Origin of the sequence: Candidatus Poriferisodalis sp. (assembly GCF_965204125.1) — a bacterium.
Taxonomy (GTDB): domain Bacteria; phylum Actinomycetota; class Acidimicrobiia; order Acidimicrobiales; family Poriferisodalaceae; genus Poriferisodalis.
On the sequence record NZ_OZ241968.1, the window covers coordinates 2,282,165 to 2,297,558 of the forward strand.

General features: G+C 67.5%; 15 protein-coding genes. 12 read left to right on the top strand and 3 right to left on the bottom strand.

From position 1 onward, the window contains the following. Positions 1-29 precede the first annotated feature (29 nt). Both ACOGXD_RS10670 and ACOGXD_RS10675 read right to left on the bottom strand, forming a co-directional pair. Positions 30-1,817, bottom strand: a complete 1,788-nt coding sequence (locus ACOGXD_RS10670) for a phosphoenolpyruvate carboxykinase (GTP) (protein WP_419914947.1) — start codon at positions 1,815-1,817, stop codon at positions 30-32. A gap of 88 nt (positions 1,818-1,905) precedes the next feature. Then, on the bottom strand, positions 1,906-2,103 hold the full coding sequence (locus ACOGXD_RS10675) for a hypothetical protein (RefSeq protein ID WP_419914949.1): 198 nt from the start codon (positions 2,101-2,103) through the stop codon (positions 1,906-1,908). Positions 2,104-2,256: 153 nt separating this feature from the next. Here ACOGXD_RS10675 and ACOGXD_RS10680 point away from each other — a divergent pair, with 153 nt between their 5' ends. Both ACOGXD_RS10680 and recG read left to right on the top strand, forming a co-directional pair. Next, positions 2,257-4,104 (top strand): DAK2 domain-containing protein, encoded by a 1,848-nt coding sequence (locus tag ACOGXD_RS10680; protein ID WP_419914951.1) that lies wholly within the window; start codon positions 2,257-2,259, stop codon positions 4,102-4,104. Positions 4,105-4,166: 62 nt separating this feature from the next. After that, positions 4,167-6,305 carry an ATP-dependent DNA helicase RecG gene (recG, locus tag ACOGXD_RS10685; protein WP_419914953.1) on the top strand — a complete coding sequence of 713 codons (2,139 nt, stop codon included), beginning with the start codon at positions 4,167-4,169 and terminating at the stop codon, positions 6,303-6,305. On the opposite strand, the gene rsmD is transcribed toward recG, so the two are convergent. Then, positions 6,302-6,856: a 16S rRNA (guanine(966)-N(2))-methyltransferase RsmD gene (gene rsmD, locus ACOGXD_RS10690; protein ID WP_419914955.1), complete on the bottom strand. Its 555-nt coding sequence runs from the start codon at positions 6,854-6,856 to the stop codon at positions 6,302-6,304. The genes recG and rsmD overlap by 4 nt on opposite strands. A 33-nt stretch (positions 6,857-6,889) precedes the next feature. Between rsmD and ACOGXD_RS10695 the strand changes: the two genes are divergently transcribed. The 10 genes from ACOGXD_RS10695 to ACOGXD_RS10740 all read left to right on the top strand — a co-directional run bounded on the left by ACOGXD_RS10695 (position 6,890) and on the right by ACOGXD_RS10740 (position 15,389). Continuing rightward, complete coding sequence (locus ACOGXD_RS10695) at positions 6,890-7,069, top strand: hypothetical protein (RefSeq protein ID WP_419914957.1); 180 nt, start codon at positions 6,890-6,892, stop codon at positions 7,067-7,069. A 116-nt stretch (positions 7,070-7,185) separates the two neighbouring features. After that, entirely contained in the window at positions 7,186-7,671 is a 486-nt protein-coding gene (gene coaD, locus ACOGXD_RS10700) for a pantetheine-phosphate adenylyltransferase (RefSeq protein ID WP_419914959.1), read from the top strand. Next, the gene (locus ACOGXD_RS10705) at positions 7,668-8,441 is read left to right on the top strand and encodes a hypothetical protein (protein WP_419914961.1); all 774 of its coding nucleotides are present in this window, start codon (positions 7,668-7,670) and stop codon (positions 8,439-8,441) included. Before coaD ends, ACOGXD_RS10705 begins: the two co-directional genes overlap by 4 nt. A gap of 59 nt (positions 8,442-8,500) precedes the next feature. After that, positions 8,501-8,998, top strand: coding sequence for a YceD family protein (locus ACOGXD_RS10710; RefSeq protein ID WP_419914963.1), 498 nt, complete (start codon positions 8,501-8,503; stop codon positions 8,996-8,998). Positions 8,999-9,043: 45 nt separating this feature from the next. Next, positions 9,044-9,265 carry a 50S ribosomal protein L32 gene (gene rpmF / locus ACOGXD_RS10715; RefSeq protein ID WP_419854096.1) on the top strand — a complete coding sequence of 74 codons (222 nt, stop codon included), beginning with the start codon at positions 9,044-9,046 and terminating at the stop codon, positions 9,263-9,265. A gap of 34 nt (positions 9,266-9,299) precedes the next feature. After that, on the top strand, positions 9,300-10,292 hold the full coding sequence (plsX, locus tag ACOGXD_RS10720) for a phosphate acyltransferase PlsX (protein WP_419914966.1): 993 nt from the start codon (positions 9,300-9,302) through the stop codon (positions 10,290-10,292). A gap of 13 nt (positions 10,293-10,305) precedes the next feature. Next, the gene (locus ACOGXD_RS10725) at positions 10,306-10,596 is read left to right on the top strand and encodes an acyl carrier protein (RefSeq protein ID WP_419864133.1); all 291 of its coding nucleotides are present in this window, start codon (positions 10,306-10,308) and stop codon (positions 10,594-10,596) included. Position 10,597: 1 nt separating this feature from the next. Beyond that, positions 10,598-11,365 (top strand): ribonuclease III, encoded by a 768-nt coding sequence (rnc, locus tag ACOGXD_RS10730; protein WP_419914968.1) that lies wholly within the window; start codon positions 10,598-10,600, stop codon positions 11,363-11,365. Continuing rightward, positions 11,358-12,191: a DNA-formamidopyrimidine glycosylase family protein gene (locus ACOGXD_RS10735; protein WP_419914970.1), complete on the top strand. Its 834-nt coding sequence runs from the start codon at positions 11,358-11,360 to the stop codon at positions 12,189-12,191. The genes rnc and ACOGXD_RS10735 overlap by 8 nt, the downstream gene beginning before the upstream one ends. Positions 12,192-12,218: 27 nt before the next feature. Next, on the top strand, positions 12,219-15,389 hold the full coding sequence (locus ACOGXD_RS10740) for a chromosome segregation SMC family protein (protein ID WP_419914972.1): 3,171 nt from the start codon (positions 12,219-12,221) through the stop codon (positions 15,387-15,389). Positions 15,390-15,394 lie beyond the last annotated feature (5 nt).

The window sequence follows — 15,394 nt, forward strand, 5'->3', positions numbered from 1 at the left end:
GCAGCGGGCGCGCCGTTCAGCGCAGCCGCTCAGAGCCCGAGTCGCTCTTCCAGCAGGTCGAGTTGGTGACGCATCTGCGGGGGCAAACGCTCGCCCAGGTTGCGGTAGTGCGCCTCGATCATGTCGATCTCTGCCCGCCAATCGTCTTCATCGACACCGAGCAGCGTTTCGATCTCTGCATCGGTCAGGTCGAGGCCGCTGGTGTCGAGCGCCTCGGGCGGCGGCACCAGGCCGATCGCTGTCGGCACGGCCTCACCGTGGCCGGCAACGCGCTCCACCACCCACTTCAGCACCCGGGCGTTGTCGCCGAAACCCGGCCAGATGAAGTTGCCGTCGGCGTCCTTGCGGAACCAGTTCACGTAGAACAGCTTCGGCAGCTGGGTTCCCGGCATGTCACCGATGTCGAGCCAGTGCTGGAAATAGTCGCCGAAGTTGTAGCCGCAGAAGGGCAGCATCGCGAACGGGTCTCGCCGCACTTCGCCGATCGCCCCTGCAGCGGCAGCAGTCTTCTCTGACGACATCTGCGAGCCCAGGAACACGCCGTGCTCCCAGTCGAACGCCTCCGCCACCAAGGGAACCGTGGTTGCCCGCCGGCCGCCGAACAGGATCGCCGAGATCGGCACGCCGGCAGGGTCCTCCCACTCGGGTGCAATCGAGGGGCATTGCTCGGCGGGAGCCGTGAAGCGGGCATTGGGGTGTGCAGCGGGCGTGCCGCCCGAGGCCGACCACTCGTTGCCGCGCCAGTCGATGATGCCCTCGGGAGGCTCCGGCGTGAGACCTTCCCACCAGACGTCGCCGTCGGGCGTCTGCGCCACGTTGGTGAACATGCAGTTGCCCCACATCGTGCCGAGCGCGTTCGGATTGGTGTCGTCGCCGGTGCCGGGTGCCACGCCGAAGATGCCGGCCTCGGGATTGATGGCGTGCAGGCGACCGTCGTCTCCGAACTTCATCCACGCGATGTCGTCGCCGATGGTGCGCACCTTCCAGCCGGGCAGCGTCGGGATCATCATCGCCATGTTCGTCTTGCCGCAGGCGGACGGGAACGCAGCCGCCACGTAGACCGTCTCGCCGTCGGGAGGCGTCACGCCCACGATCAGCATGTGCTCGGCCAGCCAGCCCTGGTCTCGGGCCATCGTCGACGCGATCCGCAGGGCGAAGCACTTCTTGCCCAGCAGCGCGTTGCCGCCGTAGCCGGATCCGTACGACCAGATCTCGCGTGTCTCGGGGAAGTGGACGATGTATTTGCGGTCGGCATCGCACGGCCAAGGCACATCGGCCTGGCCCGCTTCCAGCGGCGCGCCGAGCGAGTGAACGCACGGCACGAAGGGACCGTCGCCGAGCACGTCGAGCGCGGCCTGACCCATGCGGGTCATGATCCGCATAGAGGCCGCTACGTAGGGCGAATCGGTGAGCTGGACTCCGATGTGCGCGATGTGGCTGCCGAGCGGGCCCATCGAGAACGGCACCACGTACATCGTCCGCCCGCGCATCGAGCCGTCGAACAGCTTCAGCAGCTCCTCGCGCATCTCTTCAGGTGCACGCCAGTTGTTGTTGGGACCGGCGTCGAGCTCGCGCTCGGTGCAGATGAACGTGCGGTCCTCGACGCGGGCGACATCGCCCGGATCGGACCGAGCGAGGTAGCTGTTGGGGCGTGCGTCGGAATCGAGCGGGATGAGGGTGCCCGATTCCACCATCTGGCTGCAGAGCTGCTCGTACTCCGCTTGTGAGCCGTCGCACCAGTGGACCGCATCGGGCCGCAGCACGCCGGCCCAATGATCGACCCAATCGATCAGCTGACGGTGAGTGGTCGCAGGCAAGTTGTCCTCCGGGTCCGAGTCTCGCGCTCGCGCACGAATTGAGACTGGTATCTCGCTCTTCGGCCGGCGCGCCTGCCCCGGCCTCAGATCACGCTGTCTCCCCCCCGGCGGTGATCCATTCAGGTGTTCCCAGATCCACTTCCGAGCCGAGACGCAGCCCTGTGGCGAGCCCCCGTTCGTCCAGGTCGTAGATCACTCGCTGGCCTTGCCGCACCATCCGGAAGATGGATCCCTCCAGGGCATTCGGGGCCAGTTCGTGCTCGGCGCGCGTGACGTCGTCAGTCACGATCCCGACTCTGGATGCCGGGTCGTACGACTTGATGACGCCTTGCACATGCGCCTCCAGTGGCAGGGATGTTGCCGGGCCGCCGCGGCGGCTCCCGCAGTCCCCGGAACGCTACCAACCGGTCAGCGCGGGCGCGTTGTAGCTTCGGCATCCATGGGCGACAGCAACGCTCATACATCCGTGGGGGTTGTGCCCTCTCTCGACAGCGAAGCGCTGGCCGAGGCCATGCGCCGGTATCAGTCTGCGCTGAACCAGCACCGGGTCACGATCGATCGCCTCAACGTCTATCCCGTGCCCGATGGCGACACCGGCACCAACATGGCCTTGACGCTGGCGGCGGTGACCGAGGAATTGCTCCGGTCCGGCGCCGGCAGGGGGGACATCTGCCGAGCGATCTCGCACGGCGCACTCATGGGAGCGCGCGGCAACAGCGGCGTCATTGTCAGCCAGTTGCTGCGCGGCCTCGCCGCCACGCTCGCCCCTGGGGACGATGATCCCGACAGCGATCCGCCGATCGATGCTGGGCTGCTCGCCGAAGGACTGGTTGCCGCGAGCACGGCGGCCGACAGTGCCGTCATGCGGCCCGTCGAGGGCACGATCCTGAGCGTCGCCCGCGCATCGGCCCAGGCAGCACAGCGCGCACTCGAGGCCCTCACCCCCGAAGAGCAGGGCACCGGCGCGATGGCGCTGGCAGCTGTGCTCGAGAGCGCACGGCAAGCCGGTCAGGCCGCGCTGGAGGCAACCCCGCAGCAGCTTCCGGTGTTGGCCGACGCCGGTGTGGTCGACGCGGGTGCCGCGGGCTACCTGCTGCTGCTCGACGCACTGCTGAGCGTCGTCGACGGTCGCCCGCTGCCGGATGAGGTCGACCTGCCGGCCGAGGTAGCGGCCGTCATCGCACACGGGAACGCGGGCACCAACCTGCTCAGCGATCCTGTCGATCCTGTCGCGGAGCAACGCGCCGAACTGCACAGCCACCTCGACGGCGACGACGGCGGCGGTCACGACGTGCACGATCCGTCTGGCACCCGCTACGAGGTGATGTTCCTGCTTGCTGCCCCAGACGAGAATATTGATCAGTTCAAGGCTGCCTGGGATGTCTTGGGCGACTCGATCGTGATGGTGGGCGGCGACGGACTGTGGAACTGCCACATCCACACCGACGACATCGGCCCCGTCATCGAAGCCGGCATAGATGTGGGACGACCGCATCGCATCCAGATCACCGATCTTCACGAGCAAGTCGCCGGCCTCGGGGGCCACAGTGCGCATGGTGCGCACGCAGGCCAGCACAGTGCGCATGGTGCGCACGCGGATGACGGCACGGCGACCGCGGATCGGCCGCAGGTCGAATGCGCAGTGGTCGCGGTCTCGCCCGCGGCGGGCCTCGATGAGCTGTTCGCTTCGCTGGGCTGCCACGAGCTCGTCACTGGGGGGCAGACGATGAATCCCTCGACGGCTGAACTCCTTGCGGCCATCGAGGCCGCACCCTCGCAGCAAGTCGTCGTGCTGCCCAACAACTCCAACATCGTCCCGGTAGCCCGACAAGCGGGGGAGCACTCCGACAAGACCGTCACGGTCGTCGCCACAACCTCGGTGCCTGCGGGCCTCGCAGCCCTCATCGGGTACGACCCCGACGCGAGCGCTGACGCCAATGCCGCGTCGATGGGCGACGCCGCGGATGCGGTGTCAGCAGGGGAAGTGACCCAGGCCGTGCGCGACACGACCGCACCGACAGGCGACGTCGCTGCCGGGCAATGGATCGGCCTCGACGGCGGGGGCATCTCGACTGCCGGCGACACCGCCGCAGCGGCGGCGATCGGGCTGCTCCAGAACATGCTCACTTCATCCCACGAGATCCTCACGCTGATCGAGGGAGCGGGTGCTCAGACCGCCGAGACCGACGAAGTAATGGCGTGGCTCGCCGAGCACTGGCCCGACGTCGAGGTCGAGCGGCACGTCGGCGGCCAGGATCACTACCCGTACCTCTTCGGCATCGAATGAGCCCACCCCAACCCAGCCAGCCCGCTGCGGGCCGGTCCCCGGGGGCGGCTGCGAAGGATCCGTTGACGCTGCGGGAGCTCGACGCGATCAGCGTTGACCGGCTCAATGGTGTCGGCCCGCATCGCCGCAAGGCTCTGGCCGAAGTCGGCGTTGAGTCTGTGTTCGATCTGCTTACGTACTATCCCCGGCGCTACGTCGACCGCACGGCCCAGGCTCCGATCAGCGAGGCCGCGATCGGGTCGGAGATCACCGTGGTGGCCGACGTGCGTTCGGTGTCGAGCCGCCGCCTGCGCGGGGGCCGGCGGCTGGTGAGCGTCGACGTCGCTGATGCGACCGGCGTGCTGAGCGCGGTGTTCTTCAATCAGGCATGGCGCGAGCGCCAGCTCACCGAGGGCCGCACCGTGGCGCTGTTCGGCAAGGTGGAGAACTACCGCGGCCGCAAGCAGATGACCAATCCCGTGGTCGATGTGCTGGGAGACGGCTCCACCTCGGACCGAACAGGCAAGATCGTGGCGATCTACGCGCAGTCGGAGACCGCCGGCATCGTGACGTGGGATGTTGCGAACTGGGTCGCGGAAGCGCAACGGCGCTGTTCGGCACGCGGCATTGCCGATCCGTTGCCGGACTGGTTGCGGAGCCAGTTCGACGTCATCGACCGGGCTACTGCCCTGGCCGACATCCATGGGCCATCCGCCGAGTCTGATCAGGCTGTGGCGCGAGATCGACTGGTGTTCGACGAGCTCCTGCGGGTGCAGCTGGTGCTGCGCAGCCAGCGCTTGGCGCGCGAGGCCCACGAGCTCGGCATCGCGCACGAGCCGGCCGGCGCGCTCATCGAGGGATTTCACCGGCGCCTTCCCTACGAGTTGACGAGTGCGCAGCGGCGTGCGATGGCCGACATCGATGCCGACGTGAGCACCGTGCGCCCGATGCACCGCCTGCTGCAGGGCGATGTCGGGTCTGGCAAGACTCTCGTGGCCCTGCACGCATTGCTCGTTGCGGTGCAGAACCGTCACCAAGGCGCGCTCATGGCGCCGACGGAGGTGCTCGCCGAACAACACTTCATCGCTCTGCGAGCCTTGCTCGATGGCTTCGAAGTACCTGATGAGGCGCGGCTCGGCGGGAGGCGGCCGTTGCGCCTGCGCCTGCTCAGCGGTTCGAGCTCGGCGGCGCAGCGACGTGAGGTGCTGGTGGAGATCGCCACGGGCGCGGCGGACATCGTCTTGGGCACACACGCCCTGCTGGAGGAGTCGGTGAAGTTCGGCTCGCTCAGCGTCGTCGTCGTAGATGAGCAGCACCGATTCGGCGTGTCCCAGCGCGCCCAGCTGCGCGAGGGGGGTCGCGACGACCGGCGCATTCCCCACCTGCTGGTGATGACCGCGACGCCCATTCCTCGCACGGCCGCGATGACGGTGTACGGCGATCTCGATGTCTCGGTGCTCGACGAACTCCCGCCGGGCCGCACGCCCATTGCGACGCAGTGGGTGCACGGTCCGTTGGCCGTGGAGTCGATGTGGTCTGACGTGCGCCAGGAGATCGAATCCGGTCGCCAGGCGTACGTGGTGTGCCCGCTGATTACCGAGAGCGAGAGCCTGGACGCACGCTCGGCGGAGCGCATGCACGCCGAGCTCGTGGCAGGCTCTCTCGCCGGCCTTCGGGTCGGGCTGCTGCATGGCCGCATGCCGCCCGCCGACAAGGAACGTGCGATGGCCCGGTTCCGGGCAGGGGAGCTGGATGCGTTGGTCGCGACGACGGTCATCGAAGTCGGGATCGACGTGCCGAATGCCACGGTGATGGTGGTGCTGTCTGCGGACCGCTTCGGCATCGCGCAGCTGCACCAGCTGCGGGGCCGGGTGGGCCGGGGCAGCCATGCATCGTCGTGCTATCTCGTCAGCGACGACGATCCGACCCCCACTGCTGTCCAACGCCTGACCGCGCTGTCGGAGTCGAACGATGGGTTCGAGCTAGCCGAGCGTGACCTCGAGCTCCGTGGCGAGGGCACGCTGTTCGACGAGCGGCAATCAGGGCGCAGCGATCTGAAGCTGGCATCGCTGGCCCGCGATCTCGCTTGGGTACAGGCTGCCCGCGACGCGGCAATCGATCTCATTGCAACCGACGGAGATCTCGATGCCCATCCGGCGCTCGCAGATGAGATCGACTGGTTCGCCAGCCGTCGCGACCCCGACTACCTGCAGCGCAGCTAGCTCCCGGCCGCTGACCAGCCGGTGCCGTCTGGACGCACCAGCACGGTGATGACGGGCGTGCCGTAGCGGCGCACGCGATGCATCTGCCAGCCATGGCTCGAACCGGGCTCGATCTCGCGGTCCGACTCGCAGACCAGCACCTCGGCGTTGACCGAATCGAGGAGATCGCTCCAGCCGTCGAACTGGTAGGGCGGATCGGCGAACGCAAGGTCGACCGGCTCGCCATGGGCCGCCAAATGTCGGCTGGCGTCGGACCGAACCACCGCGGCGCGATCGCCGATGCCAAGTGCTGTCAGGTTCGTTGCGATCGTGCGGCAGGCTGCCGCGTCGGAATCCACGAGCGTGGCATGCGCGGCACCGCGTGAGAGCGCTTCGATGCCGAGCGCGCCGGAGCCGGCGAACAGGTCCAGCACGATGGCACCTTCGGGCAATTGCAGGCTCACGAGCATGTTGAAGATGGCCTCGCGGGCGCGGTCCGACGTCGGCCGGATCGCATCCGTGCCGACCGTCTCCAGGCGGCGGCCGCCCAACACCCCGCCGACAACGCGCATGGCGTCACCGTACGCGGGTGCGACACTGCAACCATGGACGACCTCGCAGTGCCCGCAGAGATCGTCTGCGTCGACTGCGGTGGGCGCTGCGGCCTGCTGAGTGTGCCGGAGCCGGACTGGGGCTTCCAGCCCGGAGATGTCGTCGCCTACCGCTGTGCTGACTGCGGCGATCGCTGGGATCTCATCGTCCCCGACACCGAAACCGCAGGCTGATCTGGGCCACGCTTCGCCGCCGGCTCAGCGGCGAGGGTCCCTCGATCCGCGACCGTGGCGCGGTACGGTCGCTCCACTGGACACGGATCGATCCGGAGGAACCGTTTTCGGTGGTCATGGCGATGTATCCAGGCTCGTTCGATCCTGTGCACAACGGGCATCTCGACGTGATATCGGCGGCGTCCCGGCTGTTCGATTCGGTCACGGTGGCGGCCATGCGGAATCCGGCCAAGGCCACGCCCCTGTTCTCCGATGACGAGCGCGTCGCGATGATCGTCGAAGCGACCAGCCATCTCGGCAACGTCTCGGTGGTGCAGTTCGGAGAACTGGTTGTGGACCTCGCTCAGCGCCTTGGTGCCGATGTCATAGTCAAGGGCCTTCGCAGCCAGAGTGACTTCGAGTCCGAGTTGCGCATGGCGCACATGAATCACTCGGTCACCGGTGTCGAGACCGTCTTCGTCCCGCCGCGGACCGAGCATCTCTTCATCGCTTCCAACTACATCCGCGAGATCACCAAGTTCGGCGGGGACTGCTCGCATCTCGTTCCGTCCGCGGTCGCCACTCGACTGCGGCAGCACATCACGCAGGAGGCGGGCACATGAGCATGTCCGAGGGCGGCGTCGAGGCGCCGCCACAGTCTGGGGTTCACCCCGCAGCGCCCCAGCCGCAAGCTCCGTTCGGGCAGCCGTCGTTCGAGACAGCGGCCCCCACTGAGGAGACGCCGACGTCACCACACGCTCGTGGCCCGGCAACACTCGCCCCGCGCCCCGCGTCGGTGACGGCCGAGCAGTTCATCCGCGAGGCCATGGAGATCATCGACGCGGCTCGCCCGATGCCACTGTCCACCTCGGTCATGATCAACCGGGATGAGGTGATGACCTTGCTCGAGTCTGCGTTGGCGGCCGTGCCCGACGAGACACGCCAGGCTCGTTGGCTGCTGCGCGAGCGCGACGAGGTGCTGGCCCAGGCACGTGTCGATGCCAATCTGGTCATCGATGAGGCACGCAGCCGCGTCGCCCAGATGGTGCAGCGAACCGAGGTCGTGCGCACAGCCGAGCGGCGTGCGCGCCAGCTGCTCGACGATGCCCGGATCCAAACCCGGCGCCGGCGCCACGAAGTCGACGAGTACTGCGAACGGCAGCTCGCGCAGTTTGCGAGCGCTGTCGACCAAGTTCAGATTGCGGTGCAGGCCGCTCGGCGAAAGCTCGGCAAGCGTGCCGCGACGCCAGTGGCACCTGCGTCACCGAGCGCTCCGCTCACGCACAGCGGAGGAGATGCCGCAGATACCGGGGCGGCTGGACCGACTGGCCGCGGCCCCGACGCTCGACCGCCCGACACCCATCCAGTTGTGTTCGACCAGGACCAGATGTGAGCAAGGGGGACCGCCAGCGGTCCCTGTCTGTGCCCTTGCGACTGATTTCGGATGGGCAGTTGAATTGGTCGGCGACAGTGCCAGCGGCAGCGCTGCTCGAGCCTGAATCACGAGACACTCTGCGCATTGCCGATGTCGAAGTGCCGCTCGGCAGCGACGTCGGCGTGGCATTGGCGCTGGAGCTGATCAGCGGCGGTCTCAGCGTCGCCGGCGAGGTCAGGGCCGCTTGGACGGGTCCGTGCGCTCGTTGCTGGTTGCCGGTCGACGGGGAGGTGCGGACGACGGTCCGGGAGGTGTTCACCGCCGAACCCCATGAGGGTGAGCAGTACGGGCTCGGCCCTGAATTTGCAGATCTCGCTCCGATGGTGCGCGAGGCGGTGCTGCTCGAGCTGCCCATCGAGGCCATCCGGTGTCCGCATCCCGAGCCGTGCCCGAACCTTCCCGCAGAGCTCGCCGAGGCCCACGAAGATGTGGCCGAAGGCGGCCCGGCAGAGTTTGCAGATCCGCGCTGGGAGGCGCTGGAGGCGTTGCGAGGCCGCACGGATGAGACCACCTGAAGTCCAGTTCGCGTATCGGGTCAGGAGCGCTAATGGATAGGCTGCATGGTCCGCTCGAGGAGTCGATCCGATCGAGGAGCCCGAACGGTGGCAGTCCCCAAGAAGAAGACATCCAAGAGCAAGACGCGTTCGCGCCGCGCTGCGGCGTGGCGTCTGGCCGAGGCGCCGCGGAGCCTGTGCCCCCGCTGCGGCGCGGCAAAGCTGCCCCACCGAGTTTGCGGGCAGTGCGGTTGGTACGGCGGTCGCCAAGCCCTCGATATCGCCTAGGGCAGAGCCGAATGGCAACCTCGGGGCCGGGCTGATGACGCTGCCGGTCGCCGTGGACGCAATGGGCGGCGATGATGCCCCCGCTGCGGTCGTGGAGGGGGCGCTGGAGGCCGTGCGCGAGGGCCTCGATGTCGTCCTCGTGGGTCGCCGCGATGCGATCGCCGCTGTCGGCGGCGAGTCGCTCCCCATCATCGAGGCTTCCGAGGTCATCGAGATGTCCGAGGAGCCGAGCCGCGCGGTGCGGACCAAGAGAGACTCGTCGATCAGCCGGGCAGTCAACGCCGTGCGTGACGGCGAGGCCTCTGCGGTGGTGAGCGCCGGTAATACCGGTGCCGTGGCGGCAGCGGCGCTGCTGAGGCTCAAGCGCTTGCCCGGCGTTGCCCGCCCGGCCATAGCAACTGCGTTCCCCGTGCCGGGCGGCCGCACTGCCCGCGTCCTGCTCGATTCGGGCGCGATGGCCGATTGCGACGCCCAATGGCTGCACCAATTCGCCCGTCTCGGCTCGGCCTACAGCCGCATCCGCTTCGGCGTGGCGGTGCCGAGCGTCGGCTTGCTCTCGATCGGCGAGGAACCCGAAAAGGGCAACTTGCTCATCAAGGAGACCCACAAGCTGCTTGCGGTCGACGACGAGATCGATTTCTACGGCAACGTCGAAGGCGGCGACCTCCTCGACGGTCCCGTGGATGTCGTGGTCACCGACGGCTTCACCGGCAACGTGCTGCTGAAGTCGCTCGAAGGCACGGCGTCGTTCTTCGTGCGTCTGATCCTCGAACGTCTCGCCGAGGGCGGGGAGGCGGGCGCGGAAGCACTTCGCCAGCTAGCGCCGCTCGCCGACGAAATGAGCGCCGACAACATCGGCGGAGCGATGCTGCTCGGCGTTCGGGGAGTCTGTGTGATCGCGCACGGTTCTTCGAGTCCGAAGGCCATCACGAGCGCCATCAGGTCCGCCCACCGGATGGTCGAGGCTGATTTGCTGGGCGAGCTGGCGGCCGTCAGCCTCCCGTCACCTCCTGCGGACCACCGGTAGGCTCGTGGCCGCCATGCCCGCCGAAACTCATGTGCGCCAGAGTCCTCCCGAGCGTGAGGAGGTCTTCGATCTCATCCGCGACCAGCTCGCCGACATCTTGGAGCTGGAGCCTTCCCAGGTCGCCGAGTCGTCCTCATTCGTGGACGATCTCGGTGCCGACTCGCTGGCACTGATCGAACTGGTCGAAGCGCTGGAAGAGGAGCTGTCGGACCGCACGGTGGGCTTTCGCATCGAAGACGAGGACCTCGAAGACCTCAAGACCGTGCGCGATGCCATCGATTACGTGATGGAGCGCGTCGGCTGACGTGGAGACCGCTGTCGCCGAACTGGCTGAGCACGACAGCTTTGAGCGGCGTGTCGGGTATCGCTTTGCTGACGCCAGGCTTCTGACTGAGGCGCTGTCTCACCGGAGCTGGTGCCACGAGCGCAACGCTGAACAGCCGACGGGATCGCAGGTGGCCTCCAACGAACGCCTGGAATTCCTCGGAGATGCCGTGCTCGGTCTCTGTGTCTGCCAGCTCGCGGTGACACGCTGGCCTGATCTCGGACCAGGCGACCTGAGTGCGGTGCGATCTGCAGTAGTGAACGCCAGCGCGTTGGCCGAAGCCGCTCGACGCTGCGAGCTGGGGCCGGCTTTGCTGCTCGGCAAAGGTGAGGCTGCGACCGGTGGCGCCGACAAGGAGTCGATCCTGGCCGATGGTCTCGAAGCGGTGCTGGGCGCGGTATTCCTCGACGGCGGTCTCGTTGCAGCTCGCGATGTCGTAGAGCGGCTGCTGGGCGAGCGTCTCGCCGAAGCAGCGAGCGAGCCGGGCACCCGCGAGGCAAAGAACCGGCTGCAAGAGCTCGTGGCGCGGCAATTTGGCACCGAGCCCATTTACGACGTGTCGAGCTCGGGACCTGCGCACCGCCCTCGATTCATTGCCGCGGCGCGTATTTCCGATGAGGTCTGGGGGCGCGGTGAGGGCTCTACCAAGCGCGCGGCCGAACGGCGCGCGGCGCAAGCTGCTTGCTTGCGGCTCTTGGGAAACCTCGACGACCCACCTGTTGATGCGGAGGAGCCTGCTCATGGCTGAGCTGCCAGAGATCGAGATCGCCAAGCGCGATCTGGACAAGGAAGTCGCGACCCCGCGCAAGATCAAGTCGGTCGATGTCCCCGGCACCAAGAAGGCGCTGCCGGCGATGCGCTCCAAGCAGCAGTTCGCCGACTTGCTGGTTGACAAGAGGATCACTTCGGTGTCCCGCCAGGGAACGCTGATTCTCTTCCATCTCGACACAGAGGAGATCATGGTCGCGAACCTCGGCGCGACAGGTTCGTTCAGGCGGGCAACGTCACGCATGCCGCAGGATCCCGATACCAAGGTCGTGCTCACGTTCACAAAGGGCGGGCAGTTGCGCCTGCTCGACGCAGGTGACGAGGCGACGCTGCGCGTACTGTCGTGGTCTCGCTACGACAAGATCTACCCGCAGCAGGTCGATCTCGGCTTCGACCCGGTTGACATGCCGATGCCGTGGACTGACTTCGCGCTCATGCTGCGCGGCCGTTCTGACACCATCCGCGATCTGCTGCTGGACCAGACGTTCGTCGTCGGCCTCGGACCGATGTACTCCGACGAGGTGCTGCATGCGGCGCGGCTCTCCCATGCACGCGTTGCCAGCGAACTGAACACCCAAGAAGTGCGTCGGCTTTACCGCGCCATCGTCGAAACGGTTCACAACTCCATCAAGTACCGAGGTTCGGGCACCAGCGGCCATCTCGACATCTTCGGCAAGTCGGGGGGCTTCGATTCCTATCTCGAGGTCTTCGGGCGGGCGGGCGAGCGATGTCGCAACGGCCGGGGCGATGTCCTCACGACGGTGATCCGGGGTGTGACGCACCACTACTGCGATTATCAGGTGTAGACGCCGACCTTCACACTTCGAGCTGCCGTGTTCCTTCGCTCCCTGACACTGTCCGGTTTCAAGTCGTTCGCGGACACGGCCACGCTCACCTTCGAGCCTGGCGTCACCGTGGTGGTGGGCCCGAACGGCAGCGGCAAGTCGAACGTCGTCGACGCGATCGCGTGGGTGCTCGGCGCGCAGGGGCCGCGCGCGTTGCGAGGTCAGCGGATGGACGACGTCGTCTTCGCGGGCACTGATCGCCGGACGGCTCTGGGCCGAGCACAAGTCACTCTGGTCATCGACAACGAGTCGCGGACGCTGCCCACCCAGACGGCAGAAGTAGCCATCACCCGCACACTGTTCCGCTCGGGCGAATCCGAATATGCACTCAACGGAACGCCCTGCCGGCTGCTCGATCTGCAGGAGTTGCTCAACGACGCCGGCGTCGGTCGCCAGCAGCACATCATCGTGGCCCAAGGCCAGATCGAGCAGGTGTTGGCAGCCCGTCCCGAAGAACGGCGAGCGCTGATCGAGGAAGCGGCCGGCGTGCTGAAGTTCCGTCGACGCAAGGAGCGCGCCGAGCGGCGGCTGGAGGGCACTGAGGCAAATGTGACCCGGCTGGTGGATCTGCAGCGCGAGTTGCGTCGCCAGCTGCGGCCGCTGGAGCGTCAGGCCACCGCTGCCCGGCGGTATCAGGAGATCAGCGCAGAACTGGTTGGGCTTCAGCTCTACAACGCCGGACGCGAGCTGGCCGCACACCAAGGGGCGCAGAGCGAGTCCGATGCTCGGCGAGTCACCTTTGCAGCCCAGCGGGAAGCGGCGGCGGCATCGATATCCGACATCGACGGGGCGATCGACGATGCGCAGTCGCAGCTTGCACAACTGACCGCCGAACCGGCTGATCGGCTGCCGCGGGTGGTTTCGCTGTCGGAGCGGGCGCGCGGCTTGATCGGCCAGACGTATGAGCGAATGCGCTCAGTCGAGCGAGAACGCAACGCCCTGCTCGATTCCGATGTGGTGGTGACGTTGACCGACGAACACGCTCGCGTCTCAGCCGAACTGGCCGATATCGACGTTGCCTCAGCGCAGGCTGCATTGTCAGGGGATCCGGCGGATGACGCCGGCTCGGAGACCGGTGACGATGCGGACGTCCATGCGGCCGAACAAGCCCACGCTGAGGCCGAGGAGCGTCTCGCTGCCGCAGCCGCATCGCTGTCACAGGCTGACGAGCATCAGAGAGGCACGGCCGAGGAGCTGCAGCACTGGATCGGGCGCTTCGAGGCGTTGGCGTCCGCGGTCGCCGCTGCGCGCACCGATTCGGGCATCGCTGCGCTGGATGGCGTGACCGGAGTTGTCGGTGTGCTCGGCGATCTGGTGACGATTGAGGGCGGCTGGGAGGCCGCTGCCGAGGCTGCCGCGGACGGAGCGCTGTCGGCAGTTGTCGTTCGCGATGACAAAGCAGCTGCCCAGGCCCTCGCAGCGCTGGCCGACGGCGATTCGCACGGCTCGGTGATCTCGCTCGACCAGCTGCCAGCCGCTCGCGAACCGAGCCGTCAGGCAGCAGGCGGCGAGTTCGTGCGACCGCATCTGCAGGTGGCCGCCGATGCTCCGGAGTGGTGCCGCAATGAGCTCGAGACGTTGCTGGATGCAGTTGTCGATGAAGCGACCTGTGTCCCGGGTGACTGGTCGAGCGCGTACGACCGCGCGCTGGCCGACCGCGACGCAGTCTTTGTGACGGCAAGCGGCGACCGGTTCGGGCCTCGACGTTGGCGGATCGGCAGCACGGGGCCGGCTGCGGCCACCGCAGCGCTCGATCATGCACGCGGACGGATTGACGAGCTGACCCACGACCACCGGCGTGCGGCCGCAGCTTGGGCCTCGGCGCAGCAGGCGCACGGGGCCGCGCTCGATGGGTTCCAGCAGGCTCAGCGCGCAGCGGAGACGCTGCGACGCCGTGTCGCCGCTGCTGCCGCCCGGCAGGCCGCTCAAGCCCAGGCCGCCCACGAGCGGGCCGCCGCGCAGCAGCAGCGCCAGTCGGCGCTCGCCGAGCGGCTTGAGGCCATTTCGCAGCGTCTTGCAGGTCACCAGAGCTCTCATGCAGCCGCGTCCGCTCGGCTGGACAGGGCCGAGGTCATCGTGTCGGCGTTGGATCGCCTTGCGCTGCTGCTCTCGCAGCACCGTCAGCGCCTCGATGCTGAGGCGCGGCACCTGAGTTCTCGCCACGAGGCTCGCACCGAGCTCGTGCGGCAGCTCACGGAACGCCTCGATGCACTCCGTCACGAGCGGGACGCTGCAGCTGCCCGCCAAGAGCAGTTGCGCACTGAGCTCGCGGCGCTCGACGTGGCAGATGCAGAGCGGCGCACCAAGCGGGACGCCCTGATCTCGGCGCTGCGAGAGGATTTCGACGCAGACCCAGCGACGGCGCTCGCTGCATCGCCGCCGCCGCTGCCCGACGGCGTCACCGCCTCGGCGCACGAGCGAGCACTGCGTGCGGATCTGAACCGTCTGGGCCCGGTGAACCCACTGGCGCTGTCGGAGTACGAGGAAGCTTCGGAGCGCTTCGAATTCGTGGCCACCCAGCTCGCGGATGTGCGCAACAGCCGCAGGGAGCTGCACAAGGTCATCCGTGCCATCGACGCGGAGATCATCGCCACATTCGCGGACGCATTCTCCGACGTCGCCCGGAACTTTGCCGAGCTGTTCAGCACGCTGTTCCCGGGCGGCACGGGCCGGCTCTCGCTGACCGATCCCGAAGAGCTCCTCACGTGCGGCGTGGAACTTGATGTTCGGCCGGCCGGCAAGCGCATCGGACGGTTGTCGCTGCTGTCGGGCGGCGAACGCTCGCTGGTGGCGCTGGCCTACCTCTTCGCTGTCTTTCGCAGCCGGCCGTCGCCGTTCTACGTCCTCGACGAAGTCGAAGCAGCGCTCGACGACGTCAACCTGCAGCGTTTCTTGGACCTGGTGGCAGAGTTCCGGAGGGAATCGCAGTTGATCATCGTGAGCCATCAACGTCGCACGATGGAATCGGCTGACGTCCTGTACGGCGTGTCCATGCCTCCCGGCGGTTCGAGCGTGGTTGTATCGGAGCGGCCTTCCCAAGCGGCTGCACTCATCGCTGCTGGCGGATCACCCGGACCCGAAGAGCCGCTGCCGGAACAGCCGGAGTCGGAACAGCTCGATTCGGAACACAGCAGGGAGCCTGCGACGGCGCCTCGGTAGCCTGC